This window comes from Burkholderia sp. DN3021, from assembly GCF_049805555.1.
GTDB classification, from domain to species: Bacteria; Pseudomonadota; Gammaproteobacteria; order Burkholderiales; family Burkholderiaceae; genus Burkholderia; species Burkholderia pyrrocinia_C.
The window spans coordinates 101,070-118,461 of sequence record NZ_JBNCAB010000010.1 but is presented as its reverse complement, the minus strand read 5'-3'; the positions used below and the strand labels follow the sequence as shown (position 1 = coordinate 118,461).

The 17,392-nt window shown below is 68.5% G+C and carries 11 protein-coding genes and 1 pseudogene; 4 read left to right on the top strand and 8 right to left on the bottom strand.

Annotation, left to right across the window (positions count from 1 at the left end; genetic code table 11):
• Positions 1-2,228 (top strand): beta strand repeat-containing protein (locus ACPUER_RS08310; RefSeq protein ID WP_425130827.1); only part of this gene is annotated, 2,228 nt, incomplete at its 5' end.
• A gap of 180 nt (positions 2,229-2,408) precedes the next feature.
• A complete protein-coding gene (locus ACPUER_RS08305) occupies positions 2,409-3,782 on the top strand; it encodes a TolC family outer membrane protein (RefSeq protein WP_425130826.1) in 1,374 nt (457 codons plus the stop codon).
• Positions 3,783-3,897: 115 nt separating this feature from the next.
• Here the strand turns inward: ACPUER_RS08305 and ACPUER_RS08300 are convergent.
• A pseudogene (locus ACPUER_RS08300) lies at positions 3,898-4,476 on the bottom strand (YadA family autotransporter adhesin); the annotation flags it as partial.
• A gap of 34 nt (positions 4,477-4,510) precedes the next feature.
• The gene (locus ACPUER_RS08295) at positions 4,511-4,939 is read right to left on the bottom strand and encodes a VOC family protein (protein ID WP_310143551.1); all 429 of its coding nucleotides are present in this window, start codon (positions 4,937-4,939) and stop codon (positions 4,511-4,513) included.
• A 333-nt stretch (positions 4,940-5,272) separates the two neighbouring features.
• Here ACPUER_RS08295 and ACPUER_RS08290 point away from each other — a divergent pair, with 333 nt between their 5' ends.
• Positions 5,273-6,091 carry a multidrug ABC transporter ATPase gene (locus tag ACPUER_RS08290; RefSeq protein ID WP_310143553.1) on the top strand — a complete coding sequence of 273 codons (819 nt, stop codon included), beginning with the start codon at positions 5,273-5,275 and terminating at the stop codon, positions 6,089-6,091.
• Positions 6,092-6,119: 28 nt separating this feature from the next.
• Here the strand turns inward: ACPUER_RS08290 and ACPUER_RS08285 are convergent, their stop codons facing one another.
• Complete coding sequence (locus ACPUER_RS08285; RefSeq protein ID WP_310143555.1) at positions 6,120-7,271, bottom strand: acyltransferase; 1,152 nt, start codon at positions 7,269-7,271, stop codon at positions 6,120-6,122.
• 333 nt (positions 7,272-7,604) lie between these two features.
• Between ACPUER_RS08285 and pip the strand changes: the two genes are divergently transcribed.
• Complete coding sequence (gene pip / locus ACPUER_RS08280; protein WP_175958872.1) at positions 7,605-8,537, top strand: prolyl aminopeptidase; 933 nt, start codon at positions 7,605-7,607, stop codon at positions 8,535-8,537.
• A 64-nt stretch (positions 8,538-8,601) separates the two neighbouring features.
• Here pip and ACPUER_RS08275 read toward each other — a convergent pair whose 3' ends face one another.
• The 5 genes from ACPUER_RS08275 to ACPUER_RS08255 form a co-directional block, all read right to left on the bottom strand.
• Positions 8,602-8,874, bottom strand: coding sequence for a hypothetical protein (locus ACPUER_RS08275; RefSeq protein WP_425130825.1), 273 nt, complete (start codon positions 8,872-8,874; stop codon positions 8,602-8,604).
• Between the two features lie 184 nt (positions 8,875-9,058).
• Positions 9,059-10,102: a transglutaminase family protein gene (locus ACPUER_RS08270; RefSeq protein WP_310143561.1), complete on the bottom strand. Its 1,044-nt coding sequence runs from the start codon at positions 10,100-10,102 to the stop codon at positions 9,059-9,061.
• Positions 10,096-12,702, bottom strand: coding sequence for a circularly permuted type 2 ATP-grasp protein (locus tag ACPUER_RS08265; protein ID WP_425130832.1), 2,607 nt, complete (start codon positions 12,700-12,702; stop codon positions 10,096-10,098). The genes ACPUER_RS08270 and ACPUER_RS08265 overlap by 7 nt, the downstream gene beginning before the upstream one ends.
• Before the next feature lie 214 nt (positions 12,703-12,916).
• Positions 12,917-16,297 (bottom strand): DUF2126 domain-containing protein, encoded by a 3,381-nt coding sequence (locus ACPUER_RS08260; protein ID WP_425130824.1) that lies wholly within the window; start codon positions 16,295-16,297, stop codon positions 12,917-12,919.
• A gap of 93 nt (positions 16,298-16,390) precedes the next feature.
• Entirely contained in the window at positions 16,391-17,386 is a 996-nt protein-coding gene (locus ACPUER_RS08255; RefSeq protein ID WP_310143566.1) for a transglutaminase family protein, read from the bottom strand.
• Between the last annotated feature and the right edge of the window lie 6 nt (positions 17,387-17,392).

Sequence of the window (17,392 nt, the reverse complement as noted above, 5' to 3'; positions counted from 1 at the left end):
CGTCGTCGGCCACGTCGTTCAGTTTCACGCTCGATACCTCGGCCGCCGCGCCTGGTGTCGCTCTGACCACCGACTCCGGCAGCAGCGCCACTGACCACATCACCAACATTGGTACGTTGAATCTCTCAGGCATCGAAACCGGCGCAACCGTTCAGTACAGCATCGATAACGGTGCGCATTGGAGTACGAGTTTCGGTGCCCTCGAAGGCGTGAACAATGTGCAGGTTCGACAGATCGACATCGCGGGCAACACGTCGTCGGCCACGTCGTTCAGTTTCACGCTCGATACCTCGGCTGCCGCGCCCGGCGTTGCGCTGACCACCGATTCCGGCAGTAGCGCCACCGACCACATCACCAACATCGGCACGCTGAACGTCACTGGCACCGAAACCGGCGCCGCGGTTCAATACAGCGTCGACAACGGCGCGCACTGGAACACGAGCTTCAGCGCCGTCCAAGGCGTGAACAACGTCCAGGTTCGCGAGATCGATGTCGCGGGCAACATCTCGAATGCCACGAGCTTCAGCTTCACGCTCGACACCGCCGCCCCGTCGACGCTGTCTTGGCAATTCGCTGGCCACACGGTGACGGCCAACACCGACACGTCCGATGTCTGGAAAGTCCTGATCCACGACAACACGACCAGCGCCGATTACACCGCGACGCAGCAATCCGCCGGAATCTGGACCTACTCGCAACAGAGCCTCAATCTCAACAAGGACTCCGTCACCGTGACGGAATGGGACACGGCGGGCAACTCGCTCTCGTCCACGCATGCGGCGCCCGCCGGGGTCGCCGGCTCGGCGATCAACCTGGCGCTCGCCGATCCGTCCGGCCACGCGCCCGACCTCGCGGTGACGATCGCCGGCATCCCGTCCGGCTGGACGCTGAACGCCGGCACCGACCTCGGTAACGGCGCATGGCTGGTGCCGACAGGCGACCTCGGCGCGCTCACCATCACGCCGGCCGCATCCTTCACCGGCGCCACCGTGCTCACGGTGACCGAAACCTGGACGGCCGCGGACGGCAGCCATGCGGCCGCCACGATCGCGGACAACGTCGAAGCGTACGCGGCCAACGCGCCGATCTTCGCATGGTCGGGCGACGACCAACTGACGGGGTCCGCCGGCCACGACCTGTTCGTCTTCTCGCAGCCGATCGGCAACGACACGCTGCACACGTTCGACCTCGCCGCCGACAAGATCGATCTCGTGGGCTTCACGGGCATCGCAAGCTTCAGCGACGTCCAGGCGCATCTGGCAGACGACGCGAACGGCAATGCGGTGATCACGCTGGGCGACGGCGCCACCATCACGGTAACGGGCGTGCATTCGGCTGACCTCACCGGCGACAACTTCGTGTTCGACCAGGAACCGGTCGTACAGAACGCCGGCACCATGACGGTGAGCGACGGCGCGATGCTGCCGATCGGCGGGACCGTGGAGAACACGGGCACGATCGCACTCGGTTCGACCGGCGACATCACCCGCTTCGAGATTCTCCCGAAGAGCGCGACGCTGGAAGGCGGCGGGCACGTGACGCTGTCCGACGACGGCCACAACGTCGTGTTCGGCAGCACGCCGGATGCCACGCTCGTGAACGTCGACAACACGATCACGGGTGCCGGCCAGCTCGGCGCCGGCCAGCTGACGCTCGTCAACGAAGGAACGATCGTCGCCGACGGCGCCAACGCGCTCGTGATCGACACGGGCACGCACGCGGTCGCCAACGCCGGCACGCTCGAGGCGACGGGCAGCGGCGGCCTCGTGATCGAAAGCGCGGTGAACAACACGGGCAACCTGTGGGCCAACAACGGCAACCTGACGATCCACGGCGACGTGACGGGCGCCGGCAGCGCGACGATCAGCGGCAGCGCAACGCTCGAGTTCGGCGGCGCGTCCGCGGAAAACACGACGTTCGCCGATGGCGCCGCGGGCACGCTCAAGCTGGATCAGTCCGCCGGTTTCACCGGCACGGTCAGCGGCTTCGGCGCCGGCGACTCGCTCGACCTGACCGACGTGCTGTTCGGCGACCACACGACGCTGAGCTTCACGGCCAACGACACGGGAACGGGCGGCACGCTCACGGTCAGCGACGGCGCCCACACCGCGCAGGTCGCGCTTCAAGGCAATCTGTCGGGCGGCAGCTTCCAGCTCTCGCACGATCAGGGCAGCGGCACCGTGGTCACTTACGTGCCGCCGCCGCTGCCGCACGTTCAGGAGGTTTGAGCCGTTCGGAATACCCCGTGACCGACGTCCGACGGACGCACTCTCTTCCGGATCGTCGTTCGCGGCAGTGTGTATGATGTATCTGTCGCGATGGCCGGTCGCATGATCGCCGACATCGCGCAATGTTTGATCGTGCCCAAGGCTGGCTGCATACAACCGTCGGGCGACAGGAAACAGTCGATGAACAAGAACTGCCCTCTGCTTGCCGTGCTCGCATTCGCGTCAGCGCTCGCGGGCACCGCCGCGCCCGCCGCCGCGCAAAGCCTGCAGGAAGCGGTCGAGCAGGCGATCCGGACCAACCCCGAGGTCCTTGCCACGACATACAACAGGGAAGCGGCGGATCAAGGCCTGAAACAGGCGCGAGCCGGCTACCTGCCCCGTGTGGACGTCGACGCGGCGATCGGCAAGGAGCAGCGCGACGATGTCGAAACGCGTCTGCTCGGCCTGAACCGCACGACGTTCACGCACCGGACGGCCAGCGTGACGTTGTCGCAAATGCTGTTCGACGGTTTCGCGGTCAGGAGCGAAGTGGCGCGGCAACGGGCACGCATCGACTCGTCCGCGAATCGCGTCGCGTCAACCTCGGAGGACGTGGCGCTACGCGTGGTGGGCGCGTACCTGGAAGTCCTGCGTCGCCAGGAAACGGTCGCCGCCGCCACCGACAACCTGGAATCCCACCGCCGGATCCACGATCAGATCAAGCTGCGCAGCGACCGCGGCGTCGGCCGGCGCGCCGACCTTTACCAGGCGGAAAGCCGGCTGGCGCTCGCGCAGGACAACTTGCGCTCCGAGCAAAGCAACCTGAAAGACGCCGAAGTGGCCTACGCGCGGCTGGTGGGCGTGCCGCCGAACGGGCTCGTCAAGCCGGTCGCGCCGGAAGCCGCGCTGCCGCCGACGGAACGATTCGCGCTGGATACGGCGCTGGCGAACCACCCGTCCCTCGCGGCGGCCGAGGCGGACGTCGCGCAGGCCAATGCGCACTACGACGCGGCGAAGGCCGCACTCTGGCCGCGCATCGATCTGGAGCTGAGCGCGAGCCATGACCGCGACGGCGTGCTCGGTCCGACGAACGACCGCCGCGTGATGCTGCGGTTGCGCTACAACCTGTTTCAGGGCGGCGCCGACAAGGCGCATATCGGCGAAGCGCATGCGCAGATCCGGGAGGCCGAGGAAGACCGCAACCGCACGCGCCTGGAGATCGCGGAAGGCGAATCGCACGCCTACAACGCGTACGTCACCGCACGCGACCGGTTGGTCGTGCTCAAGCAGTACGTCGATTCCAGCGCGTCGACGCGCGAAGCGTACCTGTTGCAGTTCGGCATCGGTCAACGTTCGCTGCTCGACCTGCTCAACGCGGAGAACGAGTATTACAGCGCGCGCATCGATTACATCAGCGGCCAGTACGCGGAAGTGGCGAGCGCGTACCGCGTGTTCGCCGGGATGGGGCAGTTGCTCGACACGCTGCACGTCGCGCGGCCGGCGCAGGCGTGGGGCGCCGGCGGCGTGCAGCCGGCGGTGGCCTTCGACCGGCGCGCATCCGATCCCGGCAAATGACGAGGCCCCGGGGTCGCCATCGCTCGCCCGGGGCCCTTCAGTCATCGACGTTGCCCGCGGTGTCGGGCATCGTCCGCATGCCCGACACCCGACGTTCAACGTCCGTCGCGCCGCATCAGAACTGATAGCCGGCGCCCACCACCGCACCGAAGTCCGAGCGCGTATTGCCCGTCACCGACGCCTTGACGACCCAGCGATTGCTCTCCGTCACGTACGAATATCCGGCCGCGAAGCCTTGCTGCCCGTGATAGTTCGACGTCGCCGCCGACACCATCGAGCGCCCGGCCCCCGTCGGCTGCGGCAAACCGGCCACCGCCATCGCCGACGCCACGCCGCCGTACATGTCCTTCTTCAGGTCGTTGAACGAGTTGTACACCTGTCCGATCCGCTGGTCGGTGTAGCCCTTCGCCTGCGTCGACGCGGCATTGAGGTTGTCGTTCAGCTGCTGCACGTTCACCGCGTCGGTCGGCGCCGTGCCGGCCGCCACGTTCGTGACCTGCCGTTCGTCGCCCGTCGCGCCGACCGAGAACGAATTGTCGCGATCCGCAACCGAGCCTTGGCCGACCGCCACCGCGTTCTTGCCGGTTGCCGTCGCCGTCGAGCCGATCGAACCGGCATCGGCACGCGCGATCCACGTCGTGTTCGCATCGGTCGCCGCCGTCCGGATCTGGTCGTTGGCCGCCGCCGTCTTCAGTCATCGCCACGCAGGACTGCCACTGTGGCCACCATCATTTCTCTTCCCGCATCGATGGCGTAAAGGTGATCCCTACCAGCAATCCTTCCGGCCCGATGAAGCGACTGACGGTCTGGCCCCACGGCTCATTCCGGTTCCTGACCAGCATCCGAAACCCTCGTGATTCAAGTTCTGCCGTAGCCACTTCGACGTTGTCGACATCAAACTCAATCCAGGCTTGTGGGATAGGTACGTCATGAGGCCACGAATCCGTGCCGAAGCACGACTGAGCGGCCTGAGAGAGCGGCCACAAGGCGAAAGTGTTTGCGCCTTTCAGACTCTCCGTATGGAGGTAGCCGCCTCTCTCTTCCTTGAAGGGGATACCGAAGGCCCGGCTGTAGAGATCGCGGCTTGCCTGGGCTTCAATCACAATCGGACCAAAGCCTGCGATGAACAAGGCCGTGGTTTTTGGGATCTCTTCCATGGCTTCTCCTTCGCCGCGAATGAGCGGCGCCATGAGGAACGAACATGTCCGCCCGCGCCCGTCGATCTGATGTGGCGGCAGTATTCATGCAACGCGGGGCATGGACGAGTGTAGGCCTGTTTCAGGTGACCGGCGGGCATCTCCGCCCGGCAGCGAACAGCGATCGGGCGGGTGCGTAGCGCTCGCGGCATACTGTGCGTCACGTCACAGGCGTACTGCTGACGCTCGATCGCCCCTTTCCGGCTTTGGTCGAGCGGCCGTAGAGGCCGAAAACCGACTCCCTACCCCGCGCTCCCAGGAAATCTGCGAAGAACCCGTTTTTCCATCGAGACCATGAAAATCCGTCGCTTCGTTCCGTTGCTGGCGCTCGCCGCCGCGCCCACCGCCCACGCCGCCGACAGCCAGCCTTGCGGCGACGATACCGTCACGGCCGTCGCCCGCTGGGCCGGCATCGCCAGCGCACGCATCGCCACGCGCGACACGAACCGGCTCGTCGTCGCGTCGGCGTGCAAAGTCATGCCGAACGCGCCGGGCACGACGATCGCGGCCGTGGCGTTCGATTCGCTTCCGAAAAGCAAGAACCCGGACGACAGCGCCAAGCTGCAGGTCGTCGCGCTGGTCGAGGGCGGCAAGGTCGTGGCGGCCGATCGATCGGTGGTCAAAGAGGATGCGGTAACGGAGATCGACGAGAACAGCTATCGGATCGACACGGCGCCGTACAGGCTGTCGCCCAACGTGCGTGCGTTCGGGGTCGTGTTCAAGAGCAGTGCGCGCGGGCCGAGTTGTGCAGACGCCTACCCCGAGAACGAACTGACGCTCTGGATTCACGACGGCGCCCGCATCCGCCCCGTATTCGGTACCAATCTCAACGGCTGGGTCGCTGTCACCGGCCCCGTGTGCGCCCCCGATACCCGCGACCTGCGTAGCGAGTCCGCACGGATGACTATTGCCGTCGAAAAGACATCGCACAATGGTTTCGCGGATCTATCGATTACGGCGCACGTCACCAATATGGAAAGCGACGACGACAAAGACTCAGCCACCGGGAAACGTACCGTGCGCACGATCGTCAAATACGACGGCAAGTCGTACGGAATCGATATGTTCCGCGACTTCTGGTACTCCCCCGCCTCGATGAAGCGCTTCAAGTAACGCCGAGGCGAATCGCCGCCCCACCCGCCTACTCCACCACCTTCGCCCGGATCGCGTCCGTCGCCACCGGCCTCAGCAACGCGTCATCACGCACGCGCCGCGCCTCGCGCGCCGTATACCGATCCTTCAGCCGCAGGAACGGCTTTTCGACGAGAAAATAACTGGCCGTCGCGGCCAGCAGCGCCCACACGATGCCAAGCGGAAACGCATGCGCGACCGGCAGGGCCGGGTTCGCGAACGGCTGCTGCCACAGATAAAGGCTGAACGAGATCGTGCCGACGAACACGACCGGCCTCGCGCGCAGCCAGCGCGCACACCAGAACTCGCTGCGGAAATTCAGCACGACGATCACGATCGCGATCAGCGCGGCTTCGAGCGTCACACCGTACGTCGCATTCCAGAAGCCGCCGAGCCGATGCTCGGCGAGCGGCATGCCGAGCAGCACGATAAAGACAATCGCCGTCACGATCCGAGTCTCGCCGCGCCATGAGCGGATCCACGCTTCGAGCCGTTCGCGGTTGAGCGCCGCATAGCAGCCGATCAGGATCGAATCGACGCCCGTGTGGAGCATCATCGCGAGCTGCCCGCGCAGCGCCGGCGCAGCGATATACGTGACGGTGCGCACCAGCGGCACGATCAGGATCAGCGCGGCCAGCCAGCGCGTGCCGCCGCGGCGGGCGCCGTACACGAACAGCAGCGGCCAGAACCAGTAGAACTGCTCCTCGAGCGCGAGCGACCAGAAATGGCCGAGATACCACGCGCCGTCCGGATGCAGCGCGTTGTCGCCGGTCAGCCCGAACCACGCCGAGTAATTCCACAGGTGCAGCGCGGCATACAGCCACTGCCGGCGATCGACGTCGAACCAGCCGGCGAAGGCCACGATCGCGACCGCCGCGAGATAGACATAGCAGGCCGGCCAGATCCGCAGCGCGCGGCGCACGTAGAACGACGTCAGCGCGATGCCGCCCGTGCGCGCGAACTCGGCGCGCAGCACGTTGGTGATCAGGAAGCCGCTGAGGACGAAGAAGATCAGCACGCCGAGCCGGCCGTCGGCGATCAGCCGCAACGGCGCGAACCAGCCCGTGTAGCCGCCCGGCAGCATGTGCTCGGCATGGCCGACGACAACCATCGTCACCGCGACGGCGCGCAACCCGGTCAACTGCGTGACGCGATGGTTCATCGGCTGGTTCCCGTTGGCACGGTAAAGGAGCAGGAGATAGGCCGGTGCCCCGATTCGGCGGCACCGATATGCCGCCGGGATTTTGTATGAAAAATATCGGAATGAAATTACTTCAAAAATCCCGGGGCGGACACCGGCGACGGCGCACACCGTGGCGAGCCGACGTCCGCGGCGGCGAATGGGCATAATGACAAGCCTTGTCCGGCGGCGGCCGGTCCGATGCCCACGCAACGAGTTTTTTTGCGGCGCCGCAATATCCACCGTGCCGTGCCCCGCCCGCACACCGGCCCGCGCCTCGTCCGCCTCCTGTCGACCCTCACCCGGAGCCTGTCTGTGTACCCACCGATCGAACCCTACGCCCACGGCCACCTCGACACCGGCGACGGCCATCTCATTTACTGGGAACGCTGCGGCAACCCGGCCGGCAAGCCCGCCGTGTTCCTGCACGGCGGCCCCGGCGCGGGCTGCAGCCCCGACCATCGCCGCCTGTTCGACCCGGAGCGCTACGACATCCTGCTGTTCGACCAGCGCGGCTGCGGGCGCTCGACGCCGCATGCGAGCCTCGAGAACAACACGACGTGGCATCTGGTCGCCGACATCGAACGCCTGCGCGAGATGGTCGGCGCCGAGCAATGGCTCGTATTCGGCGGCTCGTGGGGCAGCGCACTGTCGCTCGCGTACGCGGAAACGCATCCCGAACGCGTGAGCGCGCTGATCGTACGCGGCATCTTCACGATGCGGCGCGCGGAATTGCTGTGGTACTACCAGGAAGGCGCGTCGTGGCTGTTCCCCGACCTGTGGGAAGCGTTCCTTGCACCGATTCCGGAGGCCGAGCGCGGCGACCTGATGGCCGCCTACCATCGCCGGCTGACCGGCGGCGACGAAGCCGCGAAACTCGAAGCCGCGCGCGCATGGAGCATCTGGGAAGGCCGCACGATCACGCTGCTGCCCGATCCCGCGCTCGCCGCGCACTTCGCGGACGGCCACTACGCGCTCGCGTTCGCGCGGATCGAAAACCACTACTTCGTCAACAAGGGCTTCGTCGAAGAAGGCCAGTTGCTGCGCGACGCGCATCGCCTCGCCGGCATCCCGGGCGTGATCGTGCAAGGCCGCTACGACATCGCGACGCCTGCGCGCACCGCATGGGATCTGTCGAAGGCGTGGCCGGACGCGACGTTCGAGATCGTGCCCGGCGCCGGGCACGCATACAACGAGCCGGGGATCCTGCAGGCGCTGCTCGCGGCAACAGACCGGTTCGCCGATTAATCAACACGACACACGCAACGCGGCGCGTGCGGCCATGCGTGCCGGCACGCGCCGCGCCGCCCGATCAAAGTACGGTTTCGACGATGGTCCTGCCGCTGATCGCCCGCTCGACGAGCTGTTCGTCGCCGACCTTGCGGATCGCGTCGTCGAGCAGCCCTTCCGGCTCTTCGGTCGCCACCTTCAACAGGCCCGACAGGCCGCGCGCGTCGAGCACCACCAGCGTCTCCATCGAATCCGCGAGGCTCACGAGCACGCGGCGCAACGCCGGCCCCGCGCCGAAGCTCGCGCAGAGCGCAATCGTCTCGCTGCCGATCGTGTAGTCGAAGTTCTTGATCATGATCTGTCGCCGTTACTGGGGAATGGCGAGGCGCGACGGCGCGGCGCCGTGACGTCGACGCACCCGCGCGTGCCGCCGGTGCCGGACCGAAGCTCGATCCGTTCGCCGGCACGACCATGCTAGGCGTGCAGAATTAACGAAGACTTAAACGGCGAATCGCCCGGGCGGGCCGCGCCGCTCGACATTACGGCGTGTCGAGCGGCTCGACCGTCACGCCGACCTTCAGCTCCTGATCCGCGCCGCCGCCGCGAATCACGCCGCGCAGCGGCGTCACGTCCGCATAGTCGCGGCCGATCGACAGCATCACGTAGTCGTCGCCCGGCGCGCGGTCGTTGGTCGGATCGAGCTGCAGCCAGCCGTTGTCCTCGGGCCACGCCGGGTCATACACCTCGACCCACGCATGCGACGCGTCGGCGCCGATCAGCCGCGGCTGCCCGGGCGGCGGCTGCGTGAGCAGATAACCGCTCACGTAACGCGCGGCCAGCCCGAGCGAGCGCAGCGCGCCAATCATCACGTGCGCGAAATCCTGGCAGACGCCCTTGCGCAGCCGCAGCGCATCGAGTGCCGACGTCGTGATGTCGGTGCTGTTCGGCGTGTATGCAAAATCGGCGTGCACGCGCCGCATCAGGTCCCATGCGGCCTGCACGAGCGGCCGCTGCGGCGTGAAGCTCGCGGCCGCATACGCGGCGAGTTCGACGTCGCACGCGACGTGCGGCGAAGCAAACACGAATTCGCTCGCCGCGTCGTAAGGCTGCCCCGCGCGGAACCGCAAGCGGTCGCGCACGGCTTCCCATGCGGTCGCCTGCTTTCCGTCGGGACGAGCGATCGCGGGCGGCGGCTCGCCGCGCGCACCGAGCGACCACACGGGCGGCGTCACGCGCACCGTGCTGCGGCTGCGCACGAGCAGCGCGTCGTGCGGCTGGTTCAGCGCGAACGATGCGCGCGCGTTGCCGAACGCGTCGATCTCCGTGCAGATCGATTCCGGCGCGGGGTTGATGTCGAGCGAGAACGACAGCACCTGCTGGCGCGGCGTCGCGAGCGGTTGCAGGCGCGCCTGGTGCTGCGCCGATTCGACGCGCGCCGCGTACCGGTATTCGGTATCGTGCGTGACGCGCAGCAATCGGCCGGGCGCAATGGCGGCGGGTGCAGCAGGCGCGGCCGGCGCCGCTGCCTGTCGTCCGTTTCCGGAACCGGGCGGCGTTTTCGTCGTGCCTTTCGTCGTCACCATAGCGTCCTGCCCGCCTCGCGCACGTGGCTGAAATAACGCTCGCCGATCCGGTTCGACAGCTCCCAGACCGCCTTCGCCGTCGCGTCGAGCATGCCGAGCAGCTTGTCGTGCCGGCCGCCGTCGGCGGTTTCGCACAGCTCGTGCAGCGACCACGCGGGCACGTCCGGAATCGTCTCGGCCAGCTCGGACAGTGCATAGCCTTCGCTGCGCTCGACCTTCGCCAGCCGGCCGCGCAGCGCCTGCACGACCCAGCCGAGCGAGCGCGGGTTGTCGGTATCGAGCACGACGAGCGACAGCAGCGGCGCGACGTCGAAGCCGCGCTGGAACCGCGAGCGGAACGTGATCGTGCTGTCGAACAGCTCCAGCACGAGCTCGAAGCCGTCCTGCCGGTACACGGCGCCTTCGTCGAACGCGAACTTCAGCACGCTGCACAGAAAGTCCAGCCGGTCGATCTGCCGGCCGATCGACAGCAGCCGCCAGCCGTCGTCGCGCGTCATGTGGTCGGTCTGCGCGCCCGTGATCGCGCCGAGCAGCAGGCCGAGGCGCTCCAGCAGCTGCAGCGCCTCGTTGCCGATCTGCTCGTCGGCTTCCGGATGGTCGGCGCTGTCCGCGAACAGTTGCGTCGCGTCGTCGATCAACCGCCACTGATCGCTCGACAGCCGTTCGCGAATCGCGGCGGCGGCGCCGCGCATCCCGAACAGGCATGACGCGATTCCCGACGTGCGATCCGCGCCGCGCGTCAGCGACGTCGCGAGCGCGTGCAGGAACGCGCGCGGCGCATCGACGGCGTTCGGCGCGTCGGCCGCGATCAGGCCCGTGTCGCGGCACAGCGTGTCGAGCAGTTCCAGGTGCGCGGGGCTGTCGACGTCGTCCTCGCCGCGCAGCCGTTCGAGCGCGGCGCGCGCGAGGCGCATCAGGTTGGTCGCGCGCTCGGTGTAGCGGCCGAGCCAGAACAGGTTCTCGGCCGCGCGGCTCGCGATCGCGCGCGGCCGCTCGACGAGGTCGTCCGGGCCGAGGGACGTTTGCAGCAGCGTCGTCGAATCGACGATGCCTTCGGTCATCACCCACGTATCGACGGTGCTGCCGCCGTGCGGCATCGGCGCGTTGAACAGCGTGTCGCGCGTGCCGACCCGCGACAGCCCGCCCGGCAGGAGCCGCCAGCGCTGCGCGCCGTCGGCGAGCGCGAACACGCGCAGCAGCAGCGGCTTCGGCACGATGCGCGCGCCGCCGTTGCCGTCGGGCGTGCCGTGCCCCGGCCAGGTCGGCGCCTGCGACAGCGGCAGGTCGGCCTGCACCGTGTAGTGTTCGGGCCGCGCGAGTATCCGCGCGCGCCAGTCGGCAAGCTGCGCCTGCGTGAGCCGCGCGCCGATCACCGGGTCGAACGGGCCGCCCGCCTGCACGTCGGCCGGATACGACGCCTTCACGATGCCGCGCGCGAGCTGCGGCAGCGCGTCGTCGCACGCGGCCGCCTCGCCGCACCACCACGAATGCACGGCCGGCAGCGTCAGCGTTTCGCCGAGCAGGCCTTCCGCGAGACGCGGCATGAAGCCGAGCATGGCTGGCGACTCGAGGAAACCCGAGCCCGGCGCGTTCGCGAGCAGCACGTTGCCCGCGCGCACGGCCTGCAGCAGCCCCGGCACGCCGAGCATCGAATCGGGCCGCAGTTCGAGCGGATCGAGCCACGCGTCGTCGACGCGCCGCAGGATGCCGTGCACGGGTTCGAGCCCGCGCAGCGTCTTCAGGAATACGCGGTTGTCGCGCGCGGTCAGGTCGCCGCCTTCGACGAGCGTGAGGCCGAGATAGCGCGCGAGATACGCATGCTCGAAATACGTCGCGCTGTGCGGCCCCGGCGTCAGCAGCACGATCCGCGAATTCCTGGCGGCCGGGCTGAGCGCCTGCATGCTCTGCAGCAGCGCGCGGTACGCGGACGCGAGCCGCTGCACGCGCAGCCCGCGAAACCCGCGCGGAAAGAGCCGCGACACGATCAGCCGGTTTTCGAGCAGATAGCCGAGCCCGGCCGCGCCCTGCGTGTGCTGCGCGACGATCCGCCATTGCCCGTCCGGGCCGCGCGCGAGATCGAACGCGACGACGTGCAGCCATGTATCGCCCGGCACGCGCGCACCGCGCATCGCGCGCAGGTAGCCCGGATGGCCGGTCACGAGCGCGGGCGGCAGCAGCCCGCGCTGGAGGATCGTCTGCGGCCCGTACAGGTCGGCCATCGTCGCGTTGAGCAGCCGCACGCGCTGCAGCACGCCGCGCTCGATCGCGACCCAGTCCTCGGGCGTGACGATCAGCGGCAGCAGGTCGAGCGACCACGGGCCGGCCGCGCCGTCGCCGGCGCGCTGCTCGTGCAGCTGGTAGAACAGGCCGTTCTCGCGCATGCGCCGGTGCAGCGCGTCGGCACGGCGATCGAGGTCGGCCACGCCGTCGCTGCCGATCGATGTGAAGAAACTGCGCCATGCGGGCGCGAGCGCAGGCGCGTTCAGGCCGGCCGCGCTGCCGCGCAGTTCGTCGTAACGGCCGGCGGCCGCCGGCGCCGCAAGCGCGGCGGCCAGTTCGGCGGCGTCCGGCTGCGCGCCGGTATCGAATAGCGTGGGCATCGCGTCGGGGTCGGCGAGATGGTCGGAGTAAATGGGCTGCACGGTGTCGTTTCGTCGTCAGGGCGCGGCCGCGCATGCACGCCGCCGCACCGGCGGCGGGCCGCGGCGCGCGGCCGCAATCTGCCCGCATCCTAGCATTCCGGCGGGGCCGCGATCGGCCGGCGCGCCGGGAAATCGCGAACCGCGCATCGTCGTCCGCCCCGTCATCGGCCGGTCACGGCCGCCGCAGGTCGAGCGTGAACGGGAATTCGCGGCTCGGCGCGGCAGCCGACACGCTCATCCGCCCCGGCGTGTGCCCCATCTCGACGAAGCGCGCGAGCCGGCGGCTCTCGGCCTCGTACGCATTGACGGGGAACGTCGCGTAGTTGCGCCCGCCCGGATGCGCGACGTGATAACGACAGCCGCCGAGCGAGCGCTGCAGCCACGTATCGACGATGTCGAACGTGAGCGGTGCATGCACGCCGATGGTCGGATGCAGCGCCGACGGCGGCGCCCACGCCTTGTAGCGCACGCCCGCGACGTATTCGCCGACGGTGCCGGTCGGCTGCAGCGGCAGCGCGCGGCCGTTGACCGTCACGACGTGCCGGTTGTCGTTCAGCCCTGTCACGCGCACTTCGAGCCGTTCGACCGACGAATCGACGTAGCGCACCGTGCCGCCGGGCGCGCCCTCCTCGCCCATCACGTGCCACGGCTCCAGCGCGCCGCGCAGCGACAGCTGCATCCCGTTCACCGCGATCTGGCCGAACAGCGGGAAGCGGAATTCGAAGTGCGGCGCGAACCATGCCGGATCGAACGCGAAACCGGCGTCGCGCAGTTCGGCCAGCACGTCGTCGAAATCCATCTGAAGGAATGCGGGCAGCATGAAACGATCGTGCAGCGCGGTGCCCCAGCGCGTAAGCGGCGTCGTGTACGGCGCGGCCCAGAAGCGCGCGACCAGCGCGCGCAGCAGCAATTGCTGCACGATGCTCATCCGCGCATGCGGCGGCATCTCGAACGCACGCAGTTCGAGCAGGCCGAGGCGGCCGGTCGACGAATCGGGCGAATACAGCTTGTCGATGCAGAACTCGCTGCGGTGCGTATTGCCCGTCACGTCGATCAGCAGGTTGCGCAGCACGCGGTCGACGAGCCACGGCGGCATGTCCTGCCCGTAGAGCAGCTTGTTGCGCTGGATCTCGGCGAACGCGATGTCGAGTTCGTAGAGCTGGTCGTTGCGCGCCTCGTCGACGCGCGGCGCCTGGCTCGTCGGCCCGATGAAAAGCCCGGAGAACAGGTACGACAGCGACGGATGGTTGTGCCAGTACGAGATCAGGCTCGCAAGCAGGTCCGGGCGGCGCAGGAACGGGCTGTCGGCCGGCGTCGCGCCGCCGAGCACGAAGTGGTTGCCGCCGCCCGTGCCGACGTGACGGCCGTCGACCATGAACTTCTCGCTGCTGAGCCGCGACTGCCATGCGGCGTCGTACAGGAATTCGGTGTGATCGACGAGCTCGTCGAAGCTCGCGGCCGGATGGATGTTCACCTCGATCACGCCGGGATCGGGCGTCACCTGCAGCAGCTTCAGCCGTGCGTCGCGCGGCGGCGGATAACCTTCGAGCACGAGCTTCACGCCGAGCGCGTGCGCGGTCAGCTCGATCGCGCCGAGCAGTTCGAGATAATCCTCGAGCGCGGCGAGCGGCGGCATGAACAGGTACAGGATGCCTTTGCGCACTTCGACGCACAGCGCGGTGTGCGCATGCGCGGCATGCCGCCCGCTGGCCGTGTCGTCGCCGCGCCATTGCATCACGGTCTGCGCGGACGCTTCGCGATGCACGCCGGACAGGTAGCGCGGCGCGTCGGCCGGGCCCGCGTAGCGCGTGCGGATGGCGGCGGCTTCCGGCAGCGCGGCGCGCGGCGCGAACGGATCGCGCTCGACCAGGTACGGATGGTCGGCGCGGGCGGCCCACGGCAGCGAATCGAGCGGCAGCCGATAGCCCATCGGCGAATCGCCGGGCACGAGGTACATCCGCTCGTCGCGGAAGAACCACGGGCCCGTCTGCCAGCGCGGCCCGTCGAGGCCCGGCCGATGGCGGCCCCGCTCGTCGTCCGTACGCTTGACCGGCAGCACGTAGCCGACCACGCTGTCGAGCTGCTGCTCGAACACCTTGCGCAGCCGCGCGCGTTCGAGCTCGTCGTCGAGGCGCGAGTCGAACGGATCGACGTTGACGGGCAGCCGGCGTTCGCGCCACAGGTAATACCAGACGTCCTCGTAGCCGGGGCGGATGAATTCGTCGGTCAGGTTCAGCCGCGCGGCCAGCGCGTCGATGAAGCGTTTCGCGTCGTCGGTCGTGTACGCGGACGGCTCGCGCTCGTCGGCGAACAGCGACGGATCGTGCCATACCGGCTGGCCGTCCGCGCGCCAGAAGATCGACAGCGCCCAGCGCGGCAGTTGCTCGCCCGGATACCACTTGCCCTGCCCGAAATGCAGGAAGCCGCCGTCGCCGTATTCGGCGCGCAGCCGCTGCACGAGCTCGGTCGCATAGCCGCGCTTGGTCGGGCCGAGCGCATCGGTGTTCCATTCGGCGCCGTCGCGATCGTCGATCGACACGAAGGTCGGCTCGCCGCCCTGCGTGAGCCGCACGTCGCCGGCCGCCAGCGCGCCGTCGACCTGCGTGCCGAGCGTGCGCACGGCATCCCACTGCGATTCCGTATACGGCTTCGTCACGCGCGGCGATTCGTACACGCGCGTCACGGCCATCTCGTGCTCGAACGACACCTCGCATTCGTCGATCAGCCCTTCGACCGGCGCCGCGCTGGTCGGCTGCGGCGTGCACGCGAGCGGGATATGCCCTTCGCCGGCAAGCAGGCCCGACGTCGGATCGAAGCCGATCCAGCCGGCGCCCGGCAGGTAGACCTCGCACCACGCGTGCAGGTCGGTGAAGTCGACCGACGTGCCGCTCGGGCCGTCGAGCGATTTCACGTCGGGCGTGAGCTGGATCAGGTAGCCCGACACGAAGCGCGCGGCGATGCCGAGATGCCGGCAAAGCTGCACGAGCAGCCACGCGCTGTCGCGGCACGAGCCGGATGCGAGTTTCAGCGTCTGTTCGGGCGTCTGTACGCCCGGCTCCATCCGCACGAGGTAGCCGATGTCGTGCTGAAGCTGCTGGTTCAGCGCGACGAGGAAGTTCACGGTGCCGGCCGGCGTGCGGTCGACGCCGTCGACATACGCGCGGAACAGCGGCGACGCACTCGTCTGCGGATCGCATACGAGATACGGCGCGAGCTCGGTCTTCAGCGCGTCGTCATAGTCGAACGGATATAGCTCCGCGCTCGCTTCCAGGAAGAAGTCGAACGGGTTGTACACCGACATCTCGGCGACGAGATCGATCGTGATCTCGAAGTACTCGGTGCGCTCCGGAAACACGAGCCGCGCGAGATAGTTCGAGAACGGGTCCTGCTGCCAGTTGATGAAGTGCTGCGCGGGCTCGACCGTCATCGAATACGCGAGGATCGGCGTCCGGCAGTGCGGCGCGGGCCGCAGCCGCACGACCTGCGGGCCGAGGTTGACGAGCCGGTCGTAACGGTAGCGGGTGGTGTGATGCAGCGCGACGTGGATGGACATGGGAGCTCGATTCGGGTTGGATCGGCCGCGCGCGCCGCGTCGCTGTCGACGCGGCGGCCCGGCATGGCGGATTCGGCGAAAGCGCGCGTCCGGTCAGACGAGTTCGGGCGTCTGCACGACGCTGATCTCGACGCCGACAGCCGTCGCGCCGAGCCCCGTCACCGGCTGCGCGTCGCGATAGTCGAGGCCGACCGCGATGCGCACGTAGCGCTCGTCCGGGCAGCGGTTCATGAACGGATCGAACCCGACCCAGCCGAGCCCTTCGACATAGGCCTCGGCCCATGCATGGCCGGCCGGCTGCTGCATCAGCGCGGCGGCTTGCGGCTGCGCGCCGAGCGCCGCCTGCGACTGGCCCTGCGACTGGCCCTGCGATTGCGACTGCGCAGCATGCGACGCGCCGAGCGCCTGCTGCATGCCCTCGCCGCTCTGCAACGCGAGCGCTTCCTCGTCTTCGTCGTCGCCCGCGTTCTGCTTCGCGTCGGCGATGCGCTGCATCGCGCTGTCGGCGAGCACGTAGCCCGAGATATAGCGGGCGGGAATCTTCAGCGCGCGCGCGGCCGCGATGAACGCGTGCGCATGGTCGCGGCTCGTGCCCTCGCCGCTTTGCAGCGCGGTTTCCGCATCGACGGGCGCGTCGGCGGCCAGGTTCGGCGCGTACGCGATGCGGCCGTGCACTTCCGTCATCAGCCAGTGCAATGCGTCGAGGCCGTACGGCTCGATCGGCAGCGCCTGCGCGAGCGCGCGCACGGTGTCGCCCGCCTTCGTGAGCGCGGTCTCGCGCTCGAAGATCCACGGCGGCGCATAACCTTCGGGATTGCCGAGAATGCCCGCGCGGTCTTGCGTCTCGACGACGCCGGCCGCGACGACGACGATCTCGGCCTTCGCGCCGCGGTCGTGACGCACGAGGTCGATCCGGTTGCCGAGCCCGTCGGCGTACGACAGCGTCGGCTCGACGCCGTCGATCGTGACCTGCCACGCGCGCACCGTCTGCCCGGGCCCGGACTGCGGGCGCAGCCGCAGCCGTTGCAGCGCATGGGTGGCTTGATCGTCGAACTGATAACGCGAAATGTGTCGGATGGCGAGTCGCATGGCAAG